At 67.6% G+C, this 19,106-nt stretch carries 16 protein-coding genes; 4 read left to right on the top strand and 12 right to left on the bottom strand.

From position 1 onward, the window contains the following. Window positions 1-13: 13 nt before the first annotated feature. Window positions 14-1,444, bottom strand: a complete 1,431-nt coding sequence (locus ACAG21_RS02580; protein ID WP_370494547.1) for an NAD(P)H-hydrate dehydratase — start codon at window positions 1,442-1,444, stop codon at window positions 14-16. A 92-nt stretch (window positions 1,445-1,536) separates the two neighbouring features. On the opposite strand from ACAG21_RS02580, the gene ACAG21_RS02575 reads away from it, so the two are divergent. After that, complete coding sequence (locus ACAG21_RS02575; RefSeq protein WP_370494460.1) at window positions 1,537-2,466, top strand: class I SAM-dependent methyltransferase; 930 nt, start codon at window positions 1,537-1,539, stop codon at window positions 2,464-2,466. Here the strand turns inward: ACAG21_RS02575 and ACAG21_RS02570 are convergent. From ACAG21_RS02570 to glmS, 6 genes are all read right to left on the bottom strand, one after another. Then, a complete protein-coding gene (locus tag ACAG21_RS02570) occupies window positions 2,463-4,367 on the bottom strand; it encodes an alpha/beta hydrolase family protein (RefSeq protein WP_370494459.1) in 1,905 nt (634 codons plus the stop codon). The genes ACAG21_RS02575 and ACAG21_RS02570 overlap by 4 nt on opposite strands. Window positions 4,368-4,371: 4 nt before the next feature. Continuing rightward, complete coding sequence (locus tag ACAG21_RS02565; protein ID WP_370494458.1) at window positions 4,372-6,153, bottom strand: N-acetylglutaminylglutamine amidotransferase; 1,782 nt, start codon at window positions 6,151-6,153, stop codon at window positions 4,372-4,374. A gap of 1 nt (window position 6,154) precedes the next feature. Further along, on the bottom strand, window positions 6,155-8,776 hold the full coding sequence (locus tag ACAG21_RS02560) for a glutamate--cysteine ligase (RefSeq protein WP_370494457.1): 2,622 nt from the start codon (window positions 8,774-8,776) through the stop codon (window positions 6,155-6,157). 72 nt (window positions 8,777-8,848) lie between these two features. Further along, window positions 8,849-9,562, bottom strand: coding sequence for a rhomboid-like protein (locus ACAG21_RS02555; protein ID WP_370494456.1), 714 nt, complete (start codon window positions 9,560-9,562; stop codon window positions 8,849-8,851). A 39-nt stretch (window positions 9,563-9,601) separates the two neighbouring features. Then, window positions 9,602-10,462 carry a DUF4436 domain-containing protein gene (locus ACAG21_RS02550; protein WP_370494455.1) on the bottom strand — a complete coding sequence of 287 codons (861 nt, stop codon included), beginning with the start codon at window positions 10,460-10,462 and terminating at the stop codon, window positions 9,602-9,604. Continuing rightward, complete coding sequence (glmS, locus tag ACAG21_RS02545) at window positions 10,455-12,320, bottom strand: glutamine--fructose-6-phosphate transaminase (isomerizing) (protein WP_370494454.1); 1,866 nt, start codon at window positions 12,318-12,320, stop codon at window positions 10,455-10,457. The genes ACAG21_RS02550 and glmS overlap by 8 nt, the downstream gene beginning before the upstream one ends. A 185-nt stretch (window positions 12,321-12,505) precedes the next feature. On the opposite strand from glmS, the gene ACAG21_RS02540 reads away from it, so the two are divergent. After that, complete coding sequence (locus tag ACAG21_RS02540; protein ID WP_370494453.1) at window positions 12,506-12,958, top strand: DUF2510 domain-containing protein; 453 nt, start codon at window positions 12,506-12,508, stop codon at window positions 12,956-12,958. A 9-nt stretch (window positions 12,959-12,967) separates the two neighbouring features. Further along, window positions 12,968-13,807 carry a dienelactone hydrolase family protein gene (locus ACAG21_RS02535; protein WP_370494452.1) on the top strand — a complete coding sequence of 280 codons (840 nt, stop codon included), beginning with the start codon at window positions 12,968-12,970 and terminating at the stop codon, window positions 13,805-13,807. A gap of 2 nt (window positions 13,808-13,809) precedes the next feature. On the opposite strand, the gene ACAG21_RS02530 is transcribed toward ACAG21_RS02535, so the two are convergent. Together ACAG21_RS02530 and ACAG21_RS02525 are read right to left on the bottom strand one after the other, a co-directional pair. Next, window positions 13,810-14,388: a zeta toxin family protein gene (locus tag ACAG21_RS02530; RefSeq protein ID WP_370494451.1), complete on the bottom strand. Its 579-nt coding sequence runs from the start codon at window positions 14,386-14,388 to the stop codon at window positions 13,810-13,812. After that, the gene (locus ACAG21_RS02525; protein ID WP_370494450.1) at window positions 14,385-14,813 is read right to left on the bottom strand and encodes a hypothetical protein; all 429 of its coding nucleotides are present in this window, start codon (window positions 14,811-14,813) and stop codon (window positions 14,385-14,387) included. The genes ACAG21_RS02530 and ACAG21_RS02525 overlap by 4 nt, the downstream gene beginning before the upstream one ends. A gap of 114 nt (window positions 14,814-14,927) precedes the next feature. Here ACAG21_RS02525 and ACAG21_RS02520 point away from each other — a divergent pair, with 114 nt between their 5' ends. Continuing rightward, window positions 14,928-15,968, top strand: a complete 1,041-nt coding sequence (locus tag ACAG21_RS02520) for an LLM class F420-dependent oxidoreductase (protein ID WP_370494449.1) — start codon at window positions 14,928-14,930, stop codon at window positions 15,966-15,968. 4 nt (window positions 15,969-15,972) lie between these two features. Here the strand turns inward: ACAG21_RS02520 and ACAG21_RS02515 are convergent, their stop codons facing one another. Genes ACAG21_RS02515 through glmM form a run of 3 tightly spaced genes read right to left on the bottom strand, consistent with a single transcriptional unit; the run spans window position 15,973 to window position 19,060 of the window. Further along, window positions 15,973-17,355, bottom strand: coding sequence for a hypothetical protein (locus ACAG21_RS02515; protein ID WP_370494448.1), 1,383 nt, complete (start codon window positions 17,353-17,355; stop codon window positions 15,973-15,975). A 2-nt stretch (window positions 17,356-17,357) separates the two neighbouring features. After that, window positions 17,358-17,675 (bottom strand): type VII secretion target, encoded by a 318-nt coding sequence (locus tag ACAG21_RS02510; RefSeq protein WP_370494447.1) that lies wholly within the window; start codon window positions 17,673-17,675, stop codon window positions 17,358-17,360. A 47-nt stretch (window positions 17,676-17,722) separates the two neighbouring features. Then, the gene (glmM, locus tag ACAG21_RS02505; RefSeq protein WP_370494446.1) at window positions 17,723-19,060 is read right to left on the bottom strand and encodes a phosphoglucosamine mutase; all 1,338 of its coding nucleotides are present in this window, start codon (window positions 19,058-19,060) and stop codon (window positions 17,723-17,725) included. Window positions 19,061-19,106 lie beyond the last annotated feature (46 nt).

The raw sequence follows: 19,106 nt of genomic DNA, 5'->3' as shown, positions 1-19,106 counted from the left end.
CTCTCGTTGACGATTACAGAGCGGCCAGCGCGGCGCGGATGTGCGCCACGATGCGCGACGCCGAGGTGGGCGCCTCACCGGGTCCCGGGTCCGCGGCCGAGAGCGCCGCGGCGCGGGCGTGGACGTAGGCGCCGGCGGCGGCCGCCTCGGCCGGCGGCAATCCGGCGGCCAGCAGTGCGCCGATCATCCCGGACAGCACGTCGCCGGAGCCGGCGGTGGCCGCCCAGGACTGCCCGGCCGGATTGAGGTAAACCGGGCCGCCGGGGTCGGCGATGACGGTGACGTTGCCCTTGAGCAGGACGGTCGCGCCGAACGTGTCGGCCAGCTTGCGGGTGGCCGAGATCCGGTCGTCGCCGGGCGGCGCCCCGGCCAATCGGGCGAACTCCCCCGCGTGCGGGGTGAGCAATGTCGGCGCACGACGACTGGCCACCAGCTCGGGATGAGCGGCCAGAATCGTCAACCCGTCGGCGTCGACCAGCACCGGCAGGTCGGTCTCCAGCGCGAACCACAAGGCGGCGGCGCCGGCGTCGTCGGTGCCCAAACCCGGTCCGACCACCCACGCCTGCACTCGCCCGGCCGCCGCGGGAGAGGGCGTCGCGATGACCTCGGGCCACACCGCGAGAACCTGGCTGTGCCCGCTGCCCGCATAGCGCACCATGCCCGAGGTGGCCGCGACCGCGGCGCCGGTGCACAGCACGGCCGCACCCGGATACGTCGACGAGCCGGCCAGGACGCCCGTGACACCTTGGGTGTACTTGTCGTCGTGCGGCCCGGGAACCGGCCAGCGGGCCACGACGTCTTCGGCCTCGAAGCCGAGCACTGATGCCTTTGAGATGCCCGGCAGGTCGAGCCCGATGTCGACCAGCGTGACGTTGCCGCAGTCGGCCAACGCGTGCACGGGCTTGAGACCACCGAACGTCACCGTCAGCGCGGCGTGCACGGCGGGGCCGGTGATCGCACCGGTCGCCACGTCGATGCCGCTGGGGATGTCGACGGCGACCACGGGGATCTGGTGAGCGTCGACCGCGGCGAACACTTCGGCCGCCGCCGGCCGCAACGGACCCGAGCCGGAGATGCCGACCACACCGTCGATGACGAGATCGGTTGTCGCCGAGACACTTTCGACGACGCGGCCGCCGGCTTTGCAAAAGGCGGCCAGGCCCGTGCGGTGGGTGTGGTCCGGGCTGAGCAACACCGCGTCCGCGGCCGCGCCGCGACGCAGCAAGAAGGTCGACGCCCACAGCGCGTCACCGCCGTTGTCGCCCGAGCCGACGACCGCGCATACCCGCCGGCCGGCCACCCCGCCCGTGCGGGCCGTCAACTCGCCGATGATCTCGGTGGCCAGCCCGAAGGCCGCACGCTTCATCAGGGCGCCATCGGGCAGGCTGGCCAGCAGCGGCGCTTCGGCGTCGCGGATCGCATCCACAGAGTAGTAATGCCGCATCGAATTCAGCATTCCATGCTCGTCTGTGTTTGCGCACAGCAGTCGTTCACCGAGCGTCCGTACATTCGGTGGTACCGACGATTGGAGGGGCGATGACGCGGACGGATGACGACACCTGGGACCTGGCAAATGGCGTGGGAGCCACCGCGACCGGCGTAGCCGTGGGCCGCGCACTGGCGACCCGAGCACCTCAGCCACTGATCAACGACCCGTTCGCCGAGCCACTGGTGCGCGCCGTCGGCGTGGAGTTTTTCACCCGGCTCGCCAGCGGCGAATTGAATCCCGCCGAGGTGGACGACAACGGCGACTTCGGTATGGTGGGGATGGGCCTGATGATGGGCATCCGCACCCGATTCTTCGACGACTTCTTCGTGACCGCGGCCGCCGCGGGTGTCCGGCAGGTGGTGATTCTGGCCTCCGGGCTGGACACTCGCGCCTACCGGCTGCCGTGGCCGGACGCAACGACGGTGTTCGAGATCGACCAGTCACAGGTCATCGAGTTCAAGAGCGCAACCCTGGCCGGCCTGGGTGCCGACCCGACGGCCGACCGGCGTGCGGTGCCCGTCGACTTACGCCACGACTGGCCGGGCGCGCTGCGCGCCGCCGGACTGGACCCCAGCAAGCCGACCGCGTGGAGCGCCGAGGGCCTGATGCCATTCTTGCCGCCCGAGGCCCAGGATCGACTGCTGGACAACATCACTGAGCTCAGCGCGCCGGGAAGTCAGTTGGCCACCGAAAACCTGCAGGGCACCAGCGATGTCGTGGAGACGATGGCCGACCGCATGCGCGAGGTCACCGAACAGTGGCGCGAACACGGCTTCGACATCGAGATGACCGACCTCTGGTATCTGGGTGAACGCAACGACGTGGTCGAGTACCTGCGGTCCCACGGCTGGCAAACGACCGCCAGGACGGTGCCGGATCTGGCTGCGGATTACGGTGTTTCGCTGCCGCCCCGGCCGACGGTTGACAAACAGGGGACGCTCTCCTCGATGCAATACGTCACCGCGACGCGAAGCTAAATCGGCTTCTCGCCGATCGCACGCAATGCCGGTGACAGGTCGTCGGCGTCGAATGCCGCGGTCAGCCACCGACTCATCGAGGTGGCCAGCGTCTCCCGATTCTCGCGCTTGGTAATGCCGTGTCCGTCGTCGCCGAACACCAGATAGCCAACCCGACGACCGGCCTTCCGCAGCGCGTCGACGATCTGTTCCGATTGGCTCACCGGCACATTGGTGTCCTGGGCTCCGTGGACCACCAGCAACGGCGCCGTCAACGCGTCCACCCGGTGCAGGGGCGACAGGTGCTCGAGCAACTCACGATCGCTGACGGGATGGCCATACTTCGGATAGGCCGCGGCGGCAATCCACGGCTCGGTGTGCCGGTAAAACGTGCCGAGGTCGCTCATGCCGCAGATGCTGATGCCCGCCGCGAACAACGCGGGATGAAACGTCAGCGCCGCCATCGTCAGATAGCCGCCGTATGACCAGCCCGCGCAGGCGATTCGCCGCGGGTCGGCCAGGCCGTTGTCCACCAGGAACCGCACGCAGTCGGCGACATCGTCGATGGCGGCGAATCGCTTGTCCTTGTCGTCGGCATGCATGAAGGTCCGGCCGAAACCACCGGAGCCCCGTACGTTGGGCGCCAGCACCAGCATCCCGTCGTTGACCAGCCGGGCGAAGATCTCGCTGTAACCCGGGCGGGCCTGGCCTTCCGGTCCGCCGTGCAGGTAGATCACCGCACCCCGCACGTCGTCTTCGGCCGGCGGGCGGTAGAGCCAGGCGTTCAGGCGCAGCCCGTCGCGGGCGGTAATCGTCTCCGGCCTCGTCGCGGCGGAAAATCCGGGGACGACCGGGCCGTGGCTCGGTTCGCGGTCGATGAGTTCCCATCGGCGCGATCGAGGATCGACCAGTTCGACGGTGCGTGGGGCGGCCGGACCTTCGACGGTCATCGCGATCATCGAGCCGCCGGCACTGATGGACAGCTCACCGGCGACCAGCCCGGGCAACGGGATCGGGGCGTTCAGGGTGTTGTCGGCGTACTCGAGAACCTGTAATTCGCTGCGGCCCTGCATGTTCCACAGCAGAACCACGGTGGACAGATCATCGCTGACGGCGAACGCGTCGAGCTCACAGTCGGGACGCTCGGCCACCACGCAGTAGCTGACGCCGTCGTGGGTCGCCGTCACTTCCAGCAGCCGGGCGTATTCGCAACCGTTGTCGCTGCGGATCAGTGCCCGCACATATCCGTTTGCGCCCGTGCCCGGGTAGTAAAGCTTGGTCAGATCGCCGTCCGGACCGTAGCGGATGCGGCGCGGATGGTGGTCGTCGAGGATGACCCCGTCGGCCGTCGTAGACCCGGGATCGGCTGGCAATAAGGCGGTTTCGGTCGGCCCGTGCAGCATGATCATTTCCTGGTAGCCCCGTGGGCCGACCCGGATCAGCGCCGCTCCAGCCCAGGCATCGACCAGCCGGCCGCCAGACCGTCGGTCCAACACCGTGCAACAGCCGTCGGCCGGATCGATCAGACACGACTCTCCGACGCCGTCCTCGCCGGTCAGGATCGCCGCGACACGGCCACCGTCCCAGCCGACGAGCTCAGCGGTTCCGGCGTGCTCGCCGTCGACGCCGTCGATCCTAAGGGCCATCCGGTCGTCGGGATCGGTGGTGACCACCCAGATCTGGGTGCGGGTGCCGCCGCTGGGCGCCACCTCGCAAGCCAGCCACTGACCGTCGGCCGAGTGAATCACCCGCGAAACAGGGCCCTCGACCGGCAGGACCACGTCGCGCGACGAGCTCGCCCGTCGGCCTCGCAGAAACCGTTGCACCGCACGGGGATAACCGCCGTCGTCGATCAGGTGTGCGAATGCCGTCGCGTCCGGAGACAGCGACGCGCCGTAGATGGCGCGCACATGTTGCGCCATCTACTCAGACCCCCAGGCCCTGCAGCCACATTTCAAGCACCGCGAGCTGCCACAACGCGTTGGAGCCCAGTGTGGTTCGCGTCTGGTTGGGCGCCGCCAGCAGGGCATCGACGGTGTCGGCGCAATACAGCCCGCGGTTGCGGGCCGCGGCGTTGGTCAACGAGTCGCGCACCATGTCGAGAATCTCACCGTGCAGATGACGGATGCCCGGCACCAGGAAGTGGCCTTTGGTCCGGTCGATCACCTCCGACGGAAGCAGCGCTCGCGCACCCTCTTTCAGCACACCCTTGCCACCCGAGGCCAGCTTCAAATCGGGCGGACACGCCGCGGCCAGCTCGACGAAATCATGGTCGAGGAACGGCACGCGAGCCTCCAGGCCCCACGCCATCGTCATCGTGTCGACGCGCTTGACAGGATCGTCGACGAGCATCACCTGGGTGTCCAGGCGCAGTGCCGCGTCGACGGCGGAGTCAGCGCCCGGCGCGCCCTGATGGGCTGCCGCGAATGCGCGGCTGACATCGTCGTCAATCATGTACTCCGGGGCCAAGATTGACCGTAGATCGTCATGGCTGCGATCGAAGAAGACCTTCGCATATGCCTCGGTGGTCTGCTCACGGGCGACACCGGCCAGTGGCGGATACCACGAGTAACCGGCCAGGATCTCGTCGGCCCCCTGACCCGACTGCACCACTTTGACCGACCTGCTGACCTCTTGCGAAAGCAGATAGAAGGCGACGCAGTCATGACTGACCATCGGTTCACTCATCGCAGCAATGCATTTCGGTACGGCGGGTACCAGTCGCGATGCGTCGATGTGAATCTTGTGGTGGTCGGTGTCGTAGGTTTTGGCAACCAGATCGGAATAGAAATACTCGTCGCCGGACTCCCCGTCGGCGGAGTCGAACCCAATGCTGAAGGTTGCCAGCCCCTGCTGACCCTCCTCCGCCAATAACGCGACCACGACCGATGAATCGATGCCCCCGGACAGCAGCACACCCACCGGAACGTCGGCGACCATCCGGCGTTTGACCGCGGTGCGCAGTGCCTGCATCAGCGAAGCTTCCCAATCACGCGCTGACCATGAGGCTTTGGCCGGATCACGTCCGAATTCCGGTGTCCAGTAAACAGTGTCGGCCTGGGTGCCGTCGGGTTGGATCACCCGCACGGTCGCCGGCGGCAGCTTGCGCACTCCCCGAAATATGGTCAGCGGCGCCGGTACCACCGAGTGAAAAGTCAGGTAGTGGTGCAACGCTTCCCGGTCGAGCTCGGTGTCCACCCCGCCGGCCTCGAGCAGCGCCCGCACCGAGGAGGCAAACCGCAGCCCGCCGGGTAACGACGCGATATAGAGCGGCTTGATGCCGAGTCGGTCGCGGGCCAGGGTCACCGCGCCGGAGTCCCGGTCCGCGATGGCGAACGCGAACATCCCTTTGAACTTCTCGACACAGCGCTGCCCCCATTTGTGGAACGCCTTGATCACGACCTCACTGTCGGCGGTCGAGAAGAATCGGTAACCGTCGGCTCGCAGTGTCTCGCGCAGCTCCTGGTAGTTGTAGATGCAGCCGTTGAACACCAGCGTCAACCCGAGATCGGCGTCCACCATGGGCTGAGCGCCGCGCGTGGACAAGTCGATGATGGACAGCCGCCGGTGCCCGAGAGCGACGGGCCCGTGCGCCACCACACCGTCGGCGTCGGGCCCGCGTGAGGTCATCGCCCCCGTCATGCGGGCGACGGCACCGACGTCGGCCGCGTGGCTGTCCCAGCGGATCTCACCGCAAATACCGCACATATCAATCGCTTTCGCTCAATGGCTCGCTGAGGATCCAGGTATCTTTGCTGCCGCCGCCGTATGACGAGTTGACGATGCGCGAGCCGCGGCTGGCTACTCGCGTCAGCGCCGCGGGCATCACATGTGCCGTTACCGCGCCGTTCGCGCCGGCACGAAGATGCACGAATGCGCGCAAGTCGACGTGATGAGGGTATAGGCCGTCGCCGTCGAAGGTGGGATGGGTCGACAAGTTGACCGGCTCCTGGGCGATGAAGCGTTCCGGTTGGGTTTCCAGCTCGCGCCGGCGCGCGTCCAGCGCGGCCTCGGAGGCGTCGGGCCCGATCAGCACCCCGCTACCGCCCAGCCCATCGATCGGTTTGACGACCAGGTCGCCGAGATTCGCCAACACGTGGTCGCGCTGGTCTCGCTCGGCGCAGATCCAGGTGGGCACTTGGGCCAGGCTGGGCTCCTCGCCGAGATAGAACTTGATCATGTCCGGCACGTACGCGTAGATCGCCTTGTCGTCGGCGACCCCGTTGGCCAGCGCATTCGCAATGGTCAGATCGCCGTTGGCGATGGCGCGAAGCAGGCCCGGCCGCAGCGGCGCACCGTCGTGTCCGGTCGACGACAACAGCATGTCCTCGTCCATCCGCGCATACACGACATCGATGCGCCGGATACTCGATCCGACGTGCTGTACCAGCTTGCCGTCGCGCAGTGACAGATCGGACGGCTGCACCAGTGCCACGGCCATTTCCTCGGCCAAAAAGGTGTGCTCGAACCAGGCGCTGTCCTCCCAGCCGGCCGACAGCACCGCCACGGTCGGGTCGTCCGGCGCGCGCGGGGGCGCCGCCGCGCGCAGCGTCTCGAGCAGCAGCGCGGGTGCCTGGGCCACGTCCTCGACCGCGACCGGTGGCCCCAATTCGCCGAGGTGCTTGGCGACCAATCGATGGTTGACGACGGCATAGGCCAGCCCCGAGGGCACGCGCAGATTGTCCTCGAGCACCAGCCACCCGCCGGCGCGGTCGCACACGATGTCGGTGCCGCTGATGTGGGCTCGGACGGTGTCGCCGGCAAGCCGCCCGGTTGAGCGAAAGCCGGGTGCCCGGTCGAGAATCTGTTCGCCGATGACCCCTGCCGCGATGATTTCTTGTGCGGAGTAGATGTCACGCAAGAACGCGTCGAGTGCGCGCGCCCGCTGCGCCAAGCCGTCGCGCAGCTGCGCCCACTCCGGCGCGGTCACCATGCGCGGCACCAGGTCGACGGGGAACAGCTGGGCCCGGCTTTGACCACTGACGCGAAAGGTGACGTTGTCGGCGCGCTGCTCCTGCTCGATGGCCGCTTCCCGGGAACGCAGTTGGGCCACCCCGATCCGGGCGATGGCATCCAGGACATCTCGATAGTGGGGGCGCGGTTGACCACTGTCGTCGACCGCTTCGTCGTAACTGTCGTCGAGAGCGCCACGAGCGGTATCGGCCGGCAGTTTGCTGCCCGGCTGGTAGCCGTACAGGAGCGTTCGATCGTCACCGACGGCCATCAACGTCGGGCCGGAGGCCGCCGTCTCGGCGATCAGCTGGTCGACCACGTCGGTGAGACGCCCGCGGCGGCGCAGTGCCCGCCGCTGCCGAGCCGACGACGTTCCCTTCTGCAGGGCTTGCCGGGTCAGCTCGCTGACGGTTTCCCAATCACCGGTCTGCTCTAATTGCGGGCGCAGTCCGTCGACCAACTCGAAGACCACCTCGGCGGCCGGCCGGCTGACGGGTCCGCGGACGTCGACCAGCTCGCCCTCCAATCCCGAGCGGGCGGCTCGCCACACCGCGGCCCGGCTCACCGCCGGTGAGAGGACCCTCGGCGCGGTTCCCGCGTGCGCGGCCGCGGCCTCGCGCTCTACCAGGGCTCTGAATATCCCGGCGATCAAGACGACCGTGTCCACGGACGGGCAGCTGTCGCACACCCGCAGCTCCAGCGTCGGCGCCGCGCTAGCCGGTCGCACGTCGAAATAGACCATCCCGACATCGGAGATGACGCCGCTGGCCACCAGGTCGGCGACCAGTTGGTCGTATTCTGCGGCCGTGTGCACCGGAGCGGCCGGACCCGTGGTGGGCCAGCGCTGCCAAACCAGCGTGCGCATACTCGCATAACCGGTGTCAGACCCGTCCGACGCGAAGGGCGAGCTGGCGGATAAGGCGAGCAGCGCCGGGAGGTACGCGGCCACCCGGTAGCCGACCTCGACCGCTTCGTCGCGATCTGCGACGCCCACATGTATCTGGGTACCGCAGATCAGCTGCTCACGGGCCAGCAGTTGGTAATCGGCGAGCATCTGCCGGTAGCGCGGTGTTTTGGTCACCTGCATTTCGGCCGGCACCGCCAGCGGCACCGCACCGGCCGCCACGACCCCCATCCCCAATTCCGTGGCGGCCTCGGCCAAAACCTTGCGCTGACGCACGAGTTCCTGGCGCAACTCGCCGATCGAATCAACCACTTGAGTGTTCGTCTCGACGACACAGCGCTGCAGCTCGGCCACGTAGTCGTCGGTCAGCTCGGCCAGCAATTCGGGCGCGCGCGCGGTGAGCCGCCTGGTCTTCAGATCGACAAGGTGAAACTCCTCTTCGACGCCCAGCGTTCTCGCCGACTCAGGTCGCATCACGCCACGCTATGGTGGCGCAATTACCGTGGCGTTAAACGCACATCGCGTTCGCAACAGCAAACCACCTCGTCAGATCGGATCCTCGCGGGAGCGGAATCGTCGTACCGCGGCTCGGAACCGGGCCGGACTCCACGGCTTGTCTTTTCTCGCCCGGGCCATCGGATAGAAGCAGAGCCCGATCAGGATCGACGTGAAGTGACCGATCGCGGTGAAGTTCAGCCCGTGTTTGGCCATCGTGATCAGAGGAAAGCCGAAGATGACCAGCAGCACGCCGAGGTAGAGCCAGCGCCATGGCCGCTCGATGCGATACGCCAACACCGCCATGATGCCGACCAGGAAGTAGCTGACCCCGATGTCGCGTGAGCGCACCAGCCGTTCGGATGCGTCGTGTTCCTCTATCGCGAAGTACAGGATGCCCTCGCTGATGTAGGTCGAAAGGATGTGGCTGGTCAATCCCACGGTGAGCCAGTTCAAGTGGCCCAGCCAGTGTTCGGCTGGGGCGAGAAACAAGGTGAACAGCAGCAGGTAGGGCTCCAGGCTCTTGCCGTCGATCCACAGCAGGCTGGAAAACAGCACCGAAAGCGGATCGGTGCCCAACTCGTGGATGTTGGTGGAGCGGTGCAGCAACACCGAGTGCAATTGCCGCCCGGAGAGCTGGTTTTGGATGACCGTTGTGACCATCAACACCAGCAGCCAGCCGTAGGTCAGCGGCGCGCTGGTGACGAAATGCCAGACCCCGATGGCCAAGCTCCGTAGTCGCGCCCCCACCGATCCATCCGCCACGGCGTCCACCTTTGCATGCGCGGCGGCTTGGGCAAACTTTTATGCCGCCTTTTCAGGTTCGGGTCTCAGATGCCGCCACCAGCAAGAGATGTAGAGCCCCATCGAAATCACCAATACGACGATCACCCACAGCACGATCGTGACGTCGATGAAAGCCCCGAAGGGAGGCGCGTCGGGAAGCGCATTTCGCAACGGCACCACCGCGAAGAGCATCGCCGCGTACCACGTCGTCATCGGCGGCTGGAATCTGCGCTTGTCGCGCCAGGTCTGGACCGCGACAAAGAGCGCAAACGCGGCGAGCGCGATCAGTACACCGAGGATGACGACCGCGAACGCAACCGTGCTCATCGATCGGGACAGATCCACTTGGTAGGGACCGAGCAGATCGACGTCGCTGATGCGGCTGACGTCGATATCCCAGCCGAGCAGGCGATCGGCCATGGTCACCACCGCCGGCACCCGGGTGGACGTGGGGCCGGATAGGAGCTCGGAGACGATGGGCCCCGAGTGGTATTCGTCCAGCGGCCAGACGGCCACTTCACCGCCCACGGCCAGTGAAACCCGAAACACGTCGGGCACAGTGCCTTTCGGCCACGTCCGCTTGCTGGCGGTCACCGCGGACGTGACCGCGATGGTGAGATCTTCCTTGAGGTTGTGGGTTCGCGGGTCGAGTAGCGCGGGTCCGGGGAAGACACTGACGTTGGCGACGAGCAGGCTGTTGGCCGACTGAACTTCCTGGACATCGATGGTCACCCGGGTCAGGTCGGGCTCCGACTGACCTCGAACGACAATGCTGCGGTGGCTCAGGCCGCCGTCGACGTACAGCGCAACCGAGATGCCGTAGGCCGCAAGGAACAACACGACACCGACGATGCCGAATATCCTGCGGTGACTATTCAACCGTGACCGACTTGGCCAGATTTCTCGGTTTGTCGACGTCGTACCCACGGGCTTGCGCCACCGACGCGGCGAACACCTGCAGCGGAATGGTCGACAGCAGCGGCTGCAAAAGCGTTGATACCGAAGGGATTTCGATCAAATGATCGGCGTAGGGGCGCACGGTGTCGTCCCCTTCCTCGGCGATGACGATGGTCACCGCACCACGCGTCTGAATCTCGCGGATATTGGACATCAACTTCGCGTGCAGCGTGGCCGACCCCTTCGGTGACGGCATCACGACAATGACCGGCAGATCGTCCTCGATCAGCGCGATCGGGCCGTGCTTGAGCTCGCCGGCGGCGAAACCCTCGGCGTGCATGTAAGCCAGCTCTTTGAGTTTGAGCGCGCCTTCCAGGGCCACCGGGTAGCCGACATGGCGGCCCAGGAACAGCACGGTCGAGGATTGAGCGAACCGATACGCCAGGGCGGCAACGGGTTCGATCGTCGCGAGCACCCGCGAAACGATCTCGGGCATCGCTTCCAGCTCACGGTATTCGCGCTCGACCTCGTCGGGGTATTTGGTGCCGCGGGCCTGCGCAAGCGCCAGGCCGACCAGGTAGTTGGCGGTGATCTGGGCCAGGAAGGTCTTCGTCGAGGCCACCCCGATTTCCGGCCCGGCGCGCGTGTAGAGCACCGCGTCGCATTCGCGGGGGATCTGCGAGCCGTTGGTGTTGCAGATCGCCAGCACCTTGGCCTTCTGCGCCTTGGCGTGGCGGACCGCTTCCAGGGTGTCCGCGGTTTCACCGGACTGCGAGATGGCGACCACCAGTGTGCTGCGGTCCAAAACCGGGTCCCGGTAGCGGAATTCGCTGGCAAGCTCGACTTCCACCGGCAGCCGCGTCCAGTGCTCGATCGCATACTTCGCCAGCAGGCCGGAGTGATAGGCGGTGCCACAGGCGACGACGAATACCTTGTCGACCTCGCGCAATTCCTGATCGGAAAGGCGTTGCTCGTCGAGCACGATGCGGCCGTTGACGAAATGGCCGAGCAGCGTGTCGGCCACCGCCGTGGGTTGCTCGGCGATCTCCTTGAGCATGAAGTACTCGTAACCGCCCTTTTCGGCGGCGGCGAGGTCCCAATCGATATGGAACTCGCGATAATCGACGTCTTCGTTGCCGTCGAAGTCGGTGATCCGGTAACCGTCGGCGGTGAGCACCACGCATTGGTCCTGGCCGAGTTCGACGGCGTTGCGGGTGTGCGGAATGAAGGCCGCCACGTCGGAGCCAACGAACATCTCGCCGTCGCCGACACCGACCACCAGCGGGGTCGACCGTCGCGCGGCCACGATGGTGCCGGGCTCGTCGGCGTTGGCGAACACCAGCGTGAAGTGGCCCTCCAGCCGGCGCAGCACCGCGAGCACCGAAGCGGCGAAGTCGCCGGCCGTCTCACCCTCGCGATACGCCCGGGCGACCAGGTGCACGGCGACCTCGGTGTCGGTGTCGCTGGCGAACTCGACGCCGGCCGCCTCCAGCTCCTGACGCAGGGTCGCGAAGTTCTCGATGATGCCGTTGTGGACGACGGCGATCTTGCCGGCGGCGTCGCGGTGCGGGTGGGCGTTGCGGTCGGTCGGGCGGCCGTGGGTGGCCCAGCGCGTGTGGCCCAGGCCGGTGGTGGCGCCCAGGTCCTTCGGCGGCATCTCGGCCACCGCTTTGTCCAGGTTTTCCAGCCGGCCGGCGCGTCGGCGCACGGTGAGCCTGCCCGCGCCGTCGACCAGCGCGATGCCCGACGAGTCGTAGCCGCGGTACTCCATGCGGCGAAGTGCGTCCATGACGACTTGGCAGGCAGGGGCCCGCCCGACATAGCCGACAATTCCGCACATTGTGACCAGGGTAGTGCAGATGAAAGGTCCGCTCGGTGCGCTGCCAGGCCCAACCCGGATCGAGTGTGCGCTCACGGCGGTTTTTGGGCCGAAATGCCGCCCTGAGCTCACACTCAACGCCCTGAAGTGACACACGACGCCCAGCCGGTAACGTTTGGCCCGCCCACCAGCGCGAAAGGCCCGCTTTGACCGACCCGTACCGCCGCTTCTCCGTCAGGCTCCACGAGCACACCGGCATCCTGGTCTTTTGGGTCCAGCGCAGCATCACCGTCACCGGCACGCTCGAGCAATGCGAAAAGGCATACCGCGATGCGCAGCTGCACTGCCTGGTTACCGGCTGGTGGGGCCTGGTGTCGCTCGTCCTGATGAACCCGATCGCGCTGATCTCGAACTACACGGCGATTCGACGCGTGCGCGCCCAGGCGAAGGAGGCCCCGGCGCCGCCCCACGCCGCGACGCCCTATGCCCCCGTCGGCCAGGCTGCTCCCGCCGTTGCACCCCGCCAGGCCGTCGCGCCGCCCCCGACCGCCCCACCCCGACCGGTCGGGCCGCCGCCGGGCTGGTATCCCAACCCGGGCGGGCCGGGGCAGCGCTACTGGGACGGTGTCGCGTGGACTCACTGGACCCATCCCCGCTAACGTCGACGGGTGGCCCGCATCCGCAAGCTCGTCACCGCCCTCAGCCGCCGTGGCCCGCATAAGGTTTTGCGCGGTGACCTGGCTTTTGCCGGATTGCCGGGAGTGGTCTACACCCCCGAATCCGGTCTGAACCTGCCCGGTATCGCGTTCGGCCACGACTGGCTCACCGGCACCGCCCGGTATTCGGGTCTGCTCGAGCATCTGGCGTCCTGGGGCATCGTGGCCGGTGCGCCCGACACCGAGCGGGGGCTGGCGCCGTCGGTCCTCAACCTGGCCTCTGATCTGGGCACCGCGCTCGACATCGTGGCTGGGGTGCGGCTGGGGCCGGGCAACATCAGCGTGCACCCGGCGAAGCTCGCCGTGGTGGGCCACGGATTCGGCGCCTCGGCGGCCGTGTTCGCCGCTGCCGGAATGCCGACCGCGCTGGCTGCAGCCGTCGCGGTGTTCCCGACCGTCACCACCCCTCCGGCCGAGCAGCCGGCCGCGTCGCTGAAGGTCCCGGGGTTGATCCTGACCGCGCCGGATGATCCAAAGACGTTGAACGCCAACGCGCTTGCGCTTGCCAGCGCGTGGAGTTCGGCCACGCTGCGCATCGTCAGCAAAGCCGAACCCCGCGGGCTTGGCGAAGGCCGACGATTGGCGTCGGTGTTCGGGCTACCCGGTTCCCACCGCCGCACCCAGCGATCGGTGCGCGCCCTGCTGACCGGGTACCTGCTCGCCACACTGGCCGGTGACAAAACCTATCGCGAGTTCGCCGATCCGAACACGGTGCTGCCCAAGACAACTCCGATCGACCCCGAGGCCGAACCGGTCGCTCTCGAAGAGAAGATCGTCGCGCTGCTGAAGTAGCGTCATGCGGGCCAGCGCGAAGTCAACGCGCTCGGCGCCCAGGCCGGCCAGTTAGGTGCTCCGACAAGCTGGCCACCGCTCATTTGGGCGACGATGCGGGGGCCTTTCAGCGCGCTGTTGTCGTAGACGGTCGCGGAGTCACAGTGCGTGATCGCGGCGACGACCAGCGGCCAAAGGCGTTGATAGCGTTGACGAATCTTGTCCTCGGGTACGGCATGCCCGCCGGCTTTTACTCTGTATCTGACCCGCTCCACCGCGAGCTCCTCGGCGACGAGCAGTACATGCAGGACGACGGTGTACGTCGCCGCGTGGGCGCTGTCGATCAGCTCCAGCTTGGACGGATGAGAAAACACCGTCTCGGCGATGAACGATCGGCGCAGTTCGATGAGCCTTGCCCTGGTGTCGGCCGCGACCCGGGCGGCCTCGTACGAATGCGTAGCCGGGTCGGCCGGCCAGCGTTGTCGGGCGATCTCGTCGGCATTGACGAAGACGGCAGTCGGCAACAGCGGCGCGAGCGTGAACTCGACGAAGGTTGACTTACCCGCGCCATTAGGCCCGACGACCAGGTCGAGCCGGTTCATCGGGCCTCGGCGTTCCCCTTCTTGCGCCGCCTGGGCCGTGGCTTGGCCGCCAATACCGCCGAGCCGCCATCGGGCCGGTATTCGACGATCTCACCGGCGTCGTTGAGCGCGACGGTGGTAACGCCGCGCTTGGCCAACAGCTCGCCGTAGTTGGCTTCGTTGAGGTTTTCCTGGATTGCCGCGGCGATCTCGGCGTTGACGACGACGCCTTCCTCGACGCTGAGCTCGCTCAGCTCCAGGTCTCCGGCCAGCGCCGCCTCCACCCGGCGACGGGCAGCGGTGTGCTGGCTCGATACCGCGCGTCCGACCCGCACCCAATGGTCGAGTTGCTGCTTGGCCGAGCGGCTCTGCCGCACACCCTCGGCCGCGGCGCTATCGACCAGGTCCGCAGCGAACCGAGTCACCCGATCGGCGCTGTCAGCCATTTCCCCTCCACCCGTAACAGGTTGTAACAACTGTAGCAATTTGCTACAGCTCATGCGAACGATGACCGGCACCGCACCGCGGGGCGTCCGGCCCGGCGTGATTAAGTGTCGTTCATGCGAATCGGAATCGCCCTGGACTATTCGGGCGGCTTTCACGAAGCCGTCGACCGCATCGTCGAACTCGAAAAGTCCGGCCTCGACATCGCCGTGGTGGCGGAGGCCTATTCCTACGACGCCATCAGTCAGCTGGGGTATCTGGCCGCCAAGACCAACACCATCGAATTGGCCACCGGTGTGGTTCCCATCTACATCCGCACGCCGTCGCTGCTGGCGATGACCGCCGCGGGCCTGGATTTCGTGTCGGGCGGCCGGTTCCGGCTTGGCATCGGGACCTCGGGGCCTCAGGTGATGGAGGGGTTTCACGGCGTCGCGTTCGACGCCCCGCTCGGGCGCACCCGCGAGGTCGTGGAGATCTGCCGCAAGGTGTGGCGGCGCGAGCGGTTGCAATACGACGGCAAGTACTACCAGCTGCCGCTGCCGCCGGACCGTGGCACCGGTTTGGGCAAGCCGCTTGCGCTCATCAATCACCCTGTGCGCGAACGTATTCCGATAACGATCGCGGCGCTGGGCCCGAAGAACGTCGAGCTCACCGCCGAGATCGCCGAGGGCTGGCAACCGGTGTTCTACCTTCCGGAGAAGGCCCGCACCGTCTGGGGCGAGGCGCTGGCCGCCGGCACTGCCAAACGGGATCCGGCCCTGGGCCCGCTGGACACCATGGTGCACGCGTCGGTGGCGATCGGCGACAACGTCGAGGAGCGGCTGGCCTGGGTGAAGCCGCAGCTGGCGCTCTACCTCGGTGGTATGGGCGCCAAGGGCAAAAACTTCTACCACAACCTGGCCACGCGCTACGGCTACGGCGAGGTCGCAGACAAGATCCAAGAGCTGTACCTGACCGGCCGCAAGAGTGAGGCCGTCGACTTGGTGCCCGACGAGCTGGTGCGGGGTATGTCGCTGATCGGCCCGCGCGGTTTCGTCAAAGAGCGCATCGCCGCCTTCGCCGAGTCCGGTGTGACGACGCTGTTGGCAAGTCCGGCGGCGGCCGACCCTCGAGAGGCAGTGCGCTTCGTCGAAGAAGTGCTCGAACTGCGCGGCTGAGCCGTCACTGCCCTGCCTGCGGAACCTGGTCTGCGGCAATCTCACACGGCGTTGCCCCGTCAGTCGGCGGTGCCGGGGCGACCGCCGGCGTCGGCGGCGGGTGAGGCGGATCGGCCGGGACCGGCTCGCCAACCGGTAGCGGCGGCGTCTCGACGGCGGCCGGCGGGGCGCTCACGGGCTGAGCCTCGTCGGCTTCCTTTGGCTCATCGGTCTTTTCAGCGCCGGCCTTGTCGCGCTCATGCTCGTCGTCGTCATGCTCGTCGTCGGGTTTGAATGGGTCCTCATCCTCGTCGAACGGGTCGTTACCCAGTGGATCGTCGAGCCCCGAGGAATCGCCGAGCCCGTCTGTCGCCGAACCCAGCAGACCGCCCAGTGCGTCGACGATGCGGCCGGCCAGCCCGCTGAGGCCGCCCAGTCCGCCGGCTCCACCACCACCGGGATCGCCGAGTCCGCCGGCACCCGTAGGCAGGGCAGCGGCATCGCCCAGGCCGGCGCCCACCTCCGAGAGCGGTGGCGCCAAGTCCGATGCCGCTGGCGAGGGGCCCGGGAGCGGTGGCGCGGCAGCGGGGACGGGGGCCATGGGGGTCGGGTCCGGTGCGACGGCGGGCAGCACCGCCGCGGGAGCCGTCGCGACCGGAGGCGGCACGGCCTGGGGAGGCAACGCCGGGGACGGTTGGGGTGGCTGGAAACCGGGGCCGAGGTCGTCGGGCATGTCGAAGTACGCAGCGGGTGCGCCGGCCATCCGGTCGTTCACCATGTCGTAGGCGGTGCCGAACGCGGCCCGCGACGAACGCATCGCCGTCAGCCAGTCGTTACGAATGTCGTTGTCCACGTATGGCATTACCTGCCCGCGGACGACCTGCTCCGCCGTCGAGCGCTCCCCCGCCCCGGCCGTCACCACCGCGGCGGCGGCCAACCAGTCCGATCGCTGCGCCTTGCTGCGATCGTCGATGGCGATGGTGGCACCGACCTTGGAGTCGAGCAGGTACCACAAGTTGTCGCGTAGCGATTCGCACCGCTGCGCGGCGGCGCGCACCTCGGTGGCGACCATGTTGGCGGCGTCGCAATGGCGTTGCAGGAACGCGACGGCGGCGTCGCTTCCCGCGCCCATCCAGGCCGCCACCAACTCGGCGAGCTGATCCTGCTGAATCCGCAAGCCCTCCAATGCCGCGGCGCCGGCCGCCCGCAGTAAAGCGCAGTCGCGGTCGAGGACACGAAGATCGAGGCCGTCTTCACTGTCGAACCAGTCACGGATCTGCGACGGATGTGACGTCAAGTCCGGATGCTCGTATCCCATTGCCTGACAGGCCCGTACGTAGGCCTGGGTGTGTTCGATCGCGACCCGGCCCTCGGCGAGGCGTTCGGCTACGTCTAACCGATCGGCCACGGTCAGGCGATTCGCGCCGCGGCGTACAGCTCGGCGTCGGCATAGCGCTGCGCTCCGGACCGCAGCGCGACGGCGATCGCGACCGAGGCACGTGACCACTGCGACAATTGCGTCGTCAATCGCTCCAGCTCGGCCCGTAACGCATCCCCGCGCGCCGTGTATGCCCGTCCGGCCGTCGCGCCGCTAAAAGCCAACGCCGCCAGGTGATCACAGACCGCGCTGTCGACCAGCTCGGCGGCGGCCCGCAGTTGATCGGCAACGCGATGTACCGCCGCGACGTCGATTCCAGTGCGGTCAAAAGTGGCGTGTCGTATTCCCATGCCTAGTCAGACGCCGGACTCCCCATTGGGGTTCCAGCGAAAAGGAACTAGCGCTGGTCGCTGACCGCTTCGGCGACGCGGCTGGCCACCCGCTGGGCGATGTCTTCTTCGGGCGCTTCGACCATGACGCGGATCATCGGCTCAGTTCCCGAGGGGCGCAACAGGATTCGACCGGTGTCGCCGAGTTCGGCCTCGGCCTCGTCGACCGCGCTGCGCACCGACGGCGCGGCGGCGGCGGTGGCCTTGTCGGCAACCTCGACGTTGATCAGCACCTGCGGGAACGACTGCATCGGCGCGGCGAGGTCGGCAAGCGACAAGCCGGTTTGCACCATGCGGGTCATCAGGCGCAACCCGGTGACGATGCCGTCGCCGGTGGAGCCCAGCGCGGGCATCACGATGTGACCGGATTGCTCGCCGCCCAGGCTGTATTCGCCGGACCGCAGTTCCTCGAGGACATAGCGGTCGCCGACGCCGGTGGTGCGGACGGTGACACCCGCCGCGCGCATCGCCTGATGCAGTCCGAGGTTGCTCATCACGGTGGTGACCAGGGTGTTGGAGGCCAGCTCGCCGGCTTCCTGCATCGCCAGCGCGAGCACCACCATGATGGCGTCGCCGTCGACGAGCTCGCCCCTGGCGTCCAGCGCCAGGCACCGGTCGGCGTCGCCGTCGTGCGCCAGACCCAGATCGGCGCCATGAGCGAGCACCGCGGCGCGCAGCGAGTCCAGGTGCGTCGATCCGCAGCGGTCGTTGATGTTGAGGCCGTTGGGCTGGGCGTTGATCGCGATGACCCGGGCTCCGGCGGCGTGGTAGGCGCGGGGTGCGGCCGACGACGCCGCGCCGTGGGCGCAGTCGACGACGACGGTCAGGCCGTCGAGTGGCAGCGTGTTGGCCTTGCCGACGTGGCGCAGGTAGCGATCGGCGGCGTCCTCGGCGTCGATCACGCGGCCGATCGCGGCGCCGACGGGTCGCGCGCCCGGGCCGGCGGCGACCAGCTCCTCGATCTGGTCTTCGGTGTCGTCGTCCAGCTTGTGACCGCCGGGCCCGAAGATCTTGATGCCGTTGTCGGGCATCGGGTTGTGCGACGCGGAGATCATCACGCCGAAGTCGGCGTCATAGGCGCCCGTCAGGTAGGCCACCGCCGGGGTGGGAAGGACCCCGACGCGCAGCGCGTCGACACCCTGGCTGGTCAGGCCCGCGATCACCGCAGCTTCGAGCATTTCGCCGCTGGCCCGCGGATCGCGCCCGATCACGGCGACGTGCCGGCCCGGTTTTCCCGGTCCCGCCAGTCGCCGCGCGGCCGCGCTGCCCAGCGATAGTGCCAGCTCAGCGGTTAATTCGCGATTGGCGACTCCGCGAACACCGTCGGTGCCGAATAGTCGAGCCATCGGACAAACCTCTCACAGTGACGTCATGCGCACAAAGTGCACTTCC

The organism is Mycobacterium sp. pR1184 (genome assembly GCF_041287235.1).
GTDB lineage: Bacteria > Actinomycetota > Actinomycetes > Mycobacteriales > Mycobacteriaceae > Mycobacterium.
Note: the sequence above shows the minus strand (reverse complement) of the source record. Positions and strands in the feature narration are given on the sequence as shown.

What these genes read in the sequence shown, in the direction of transcription:
- ACAG21_RS02580 (WP_370494547.1), bottom strand. Translation starts at nt 1,444, where the DNA reads ATGCGGCATTACTACTCTGTGGATGCGATCCGCGACGCCGAAGCGCCG.
- ACAG21_RS02575 (WP_370494460.1), top strand. Translation starts at nt 1,537, where the DNA reads ATGACGCGGACGGATGACGACACCTGGGACCTGGCAAATGGCGTGGGA.
- ACAG21_RS02570 (WP_370494459.1), bottom strand. Translation starts at nt 4,367, where the DNA reads ATGGCGCAACATGTGCGCGCCATCTACGGCGCGTCGCTGTCTCCGGAC.
- ACAG21_RS02565 (WP_370494458.1), bottom strand. Translation starts at nt 6,153, where the DNA reads ATGTGCGGTATTTGCGGTGAGATCCGCTGGGACAGCCACGCGGCCGAC.
- ACAG21_RS02560 (WP_370494457.1), bottom strand. Translation starts at nt 8,776, where the DNA reads ATGCGACCTGAGTCGGCGAGAACGCTGGGCGTCGAAGAGGAGTTTCAC.
- glmS (WP_370494454.1), bottom strand. Translation starts at nt 12,320, where the DNA reads ATGTGCGGAATTGTCGGCTATGTCGGGCGGGCCCCTGCCTGCCAAGTC.
- ACAG21_RS02530 (WP_370494451.1), bottom strand. Translation starts at nt 14,388, where the DNA reads ATGAACCGGCTCGACCTGGTCGTCGGGCCTAATGGCGCGGGTAAGTCA.
- ACAG21_RS02525 (WP_370494450.1), bottom strand. Translation starts at nt 14,813, where the DNA reads ATGGCTGACAGCGCCGATCGGGTGACTCGGTTCGCTGCGGACCTGGTC.
- ACAG21_RS02520 (WP_370494449.1), top strand. Translation starts at nt 14,928, where the DNA reads ATGCGAATCGGAATCGCCCTGGACTATTCGGGCGGCTTTCACGAAGCC.
- ACAG21_RS02510 (WP_370494447.1), bottom strand. Translation starts at nt 17,675, where the DNA reads ATGGGAATACGACACGCCACTTTTGACCGCACTGGAATCGACGTCGCG.
- glmM (WP_370494446.1), bottom strand. Translation starts at nt 19,060, where the DNA reads ATGGCTCGACTATTCGGCACCGACGGTGTTCGCGGAGTCGCCAATCGC.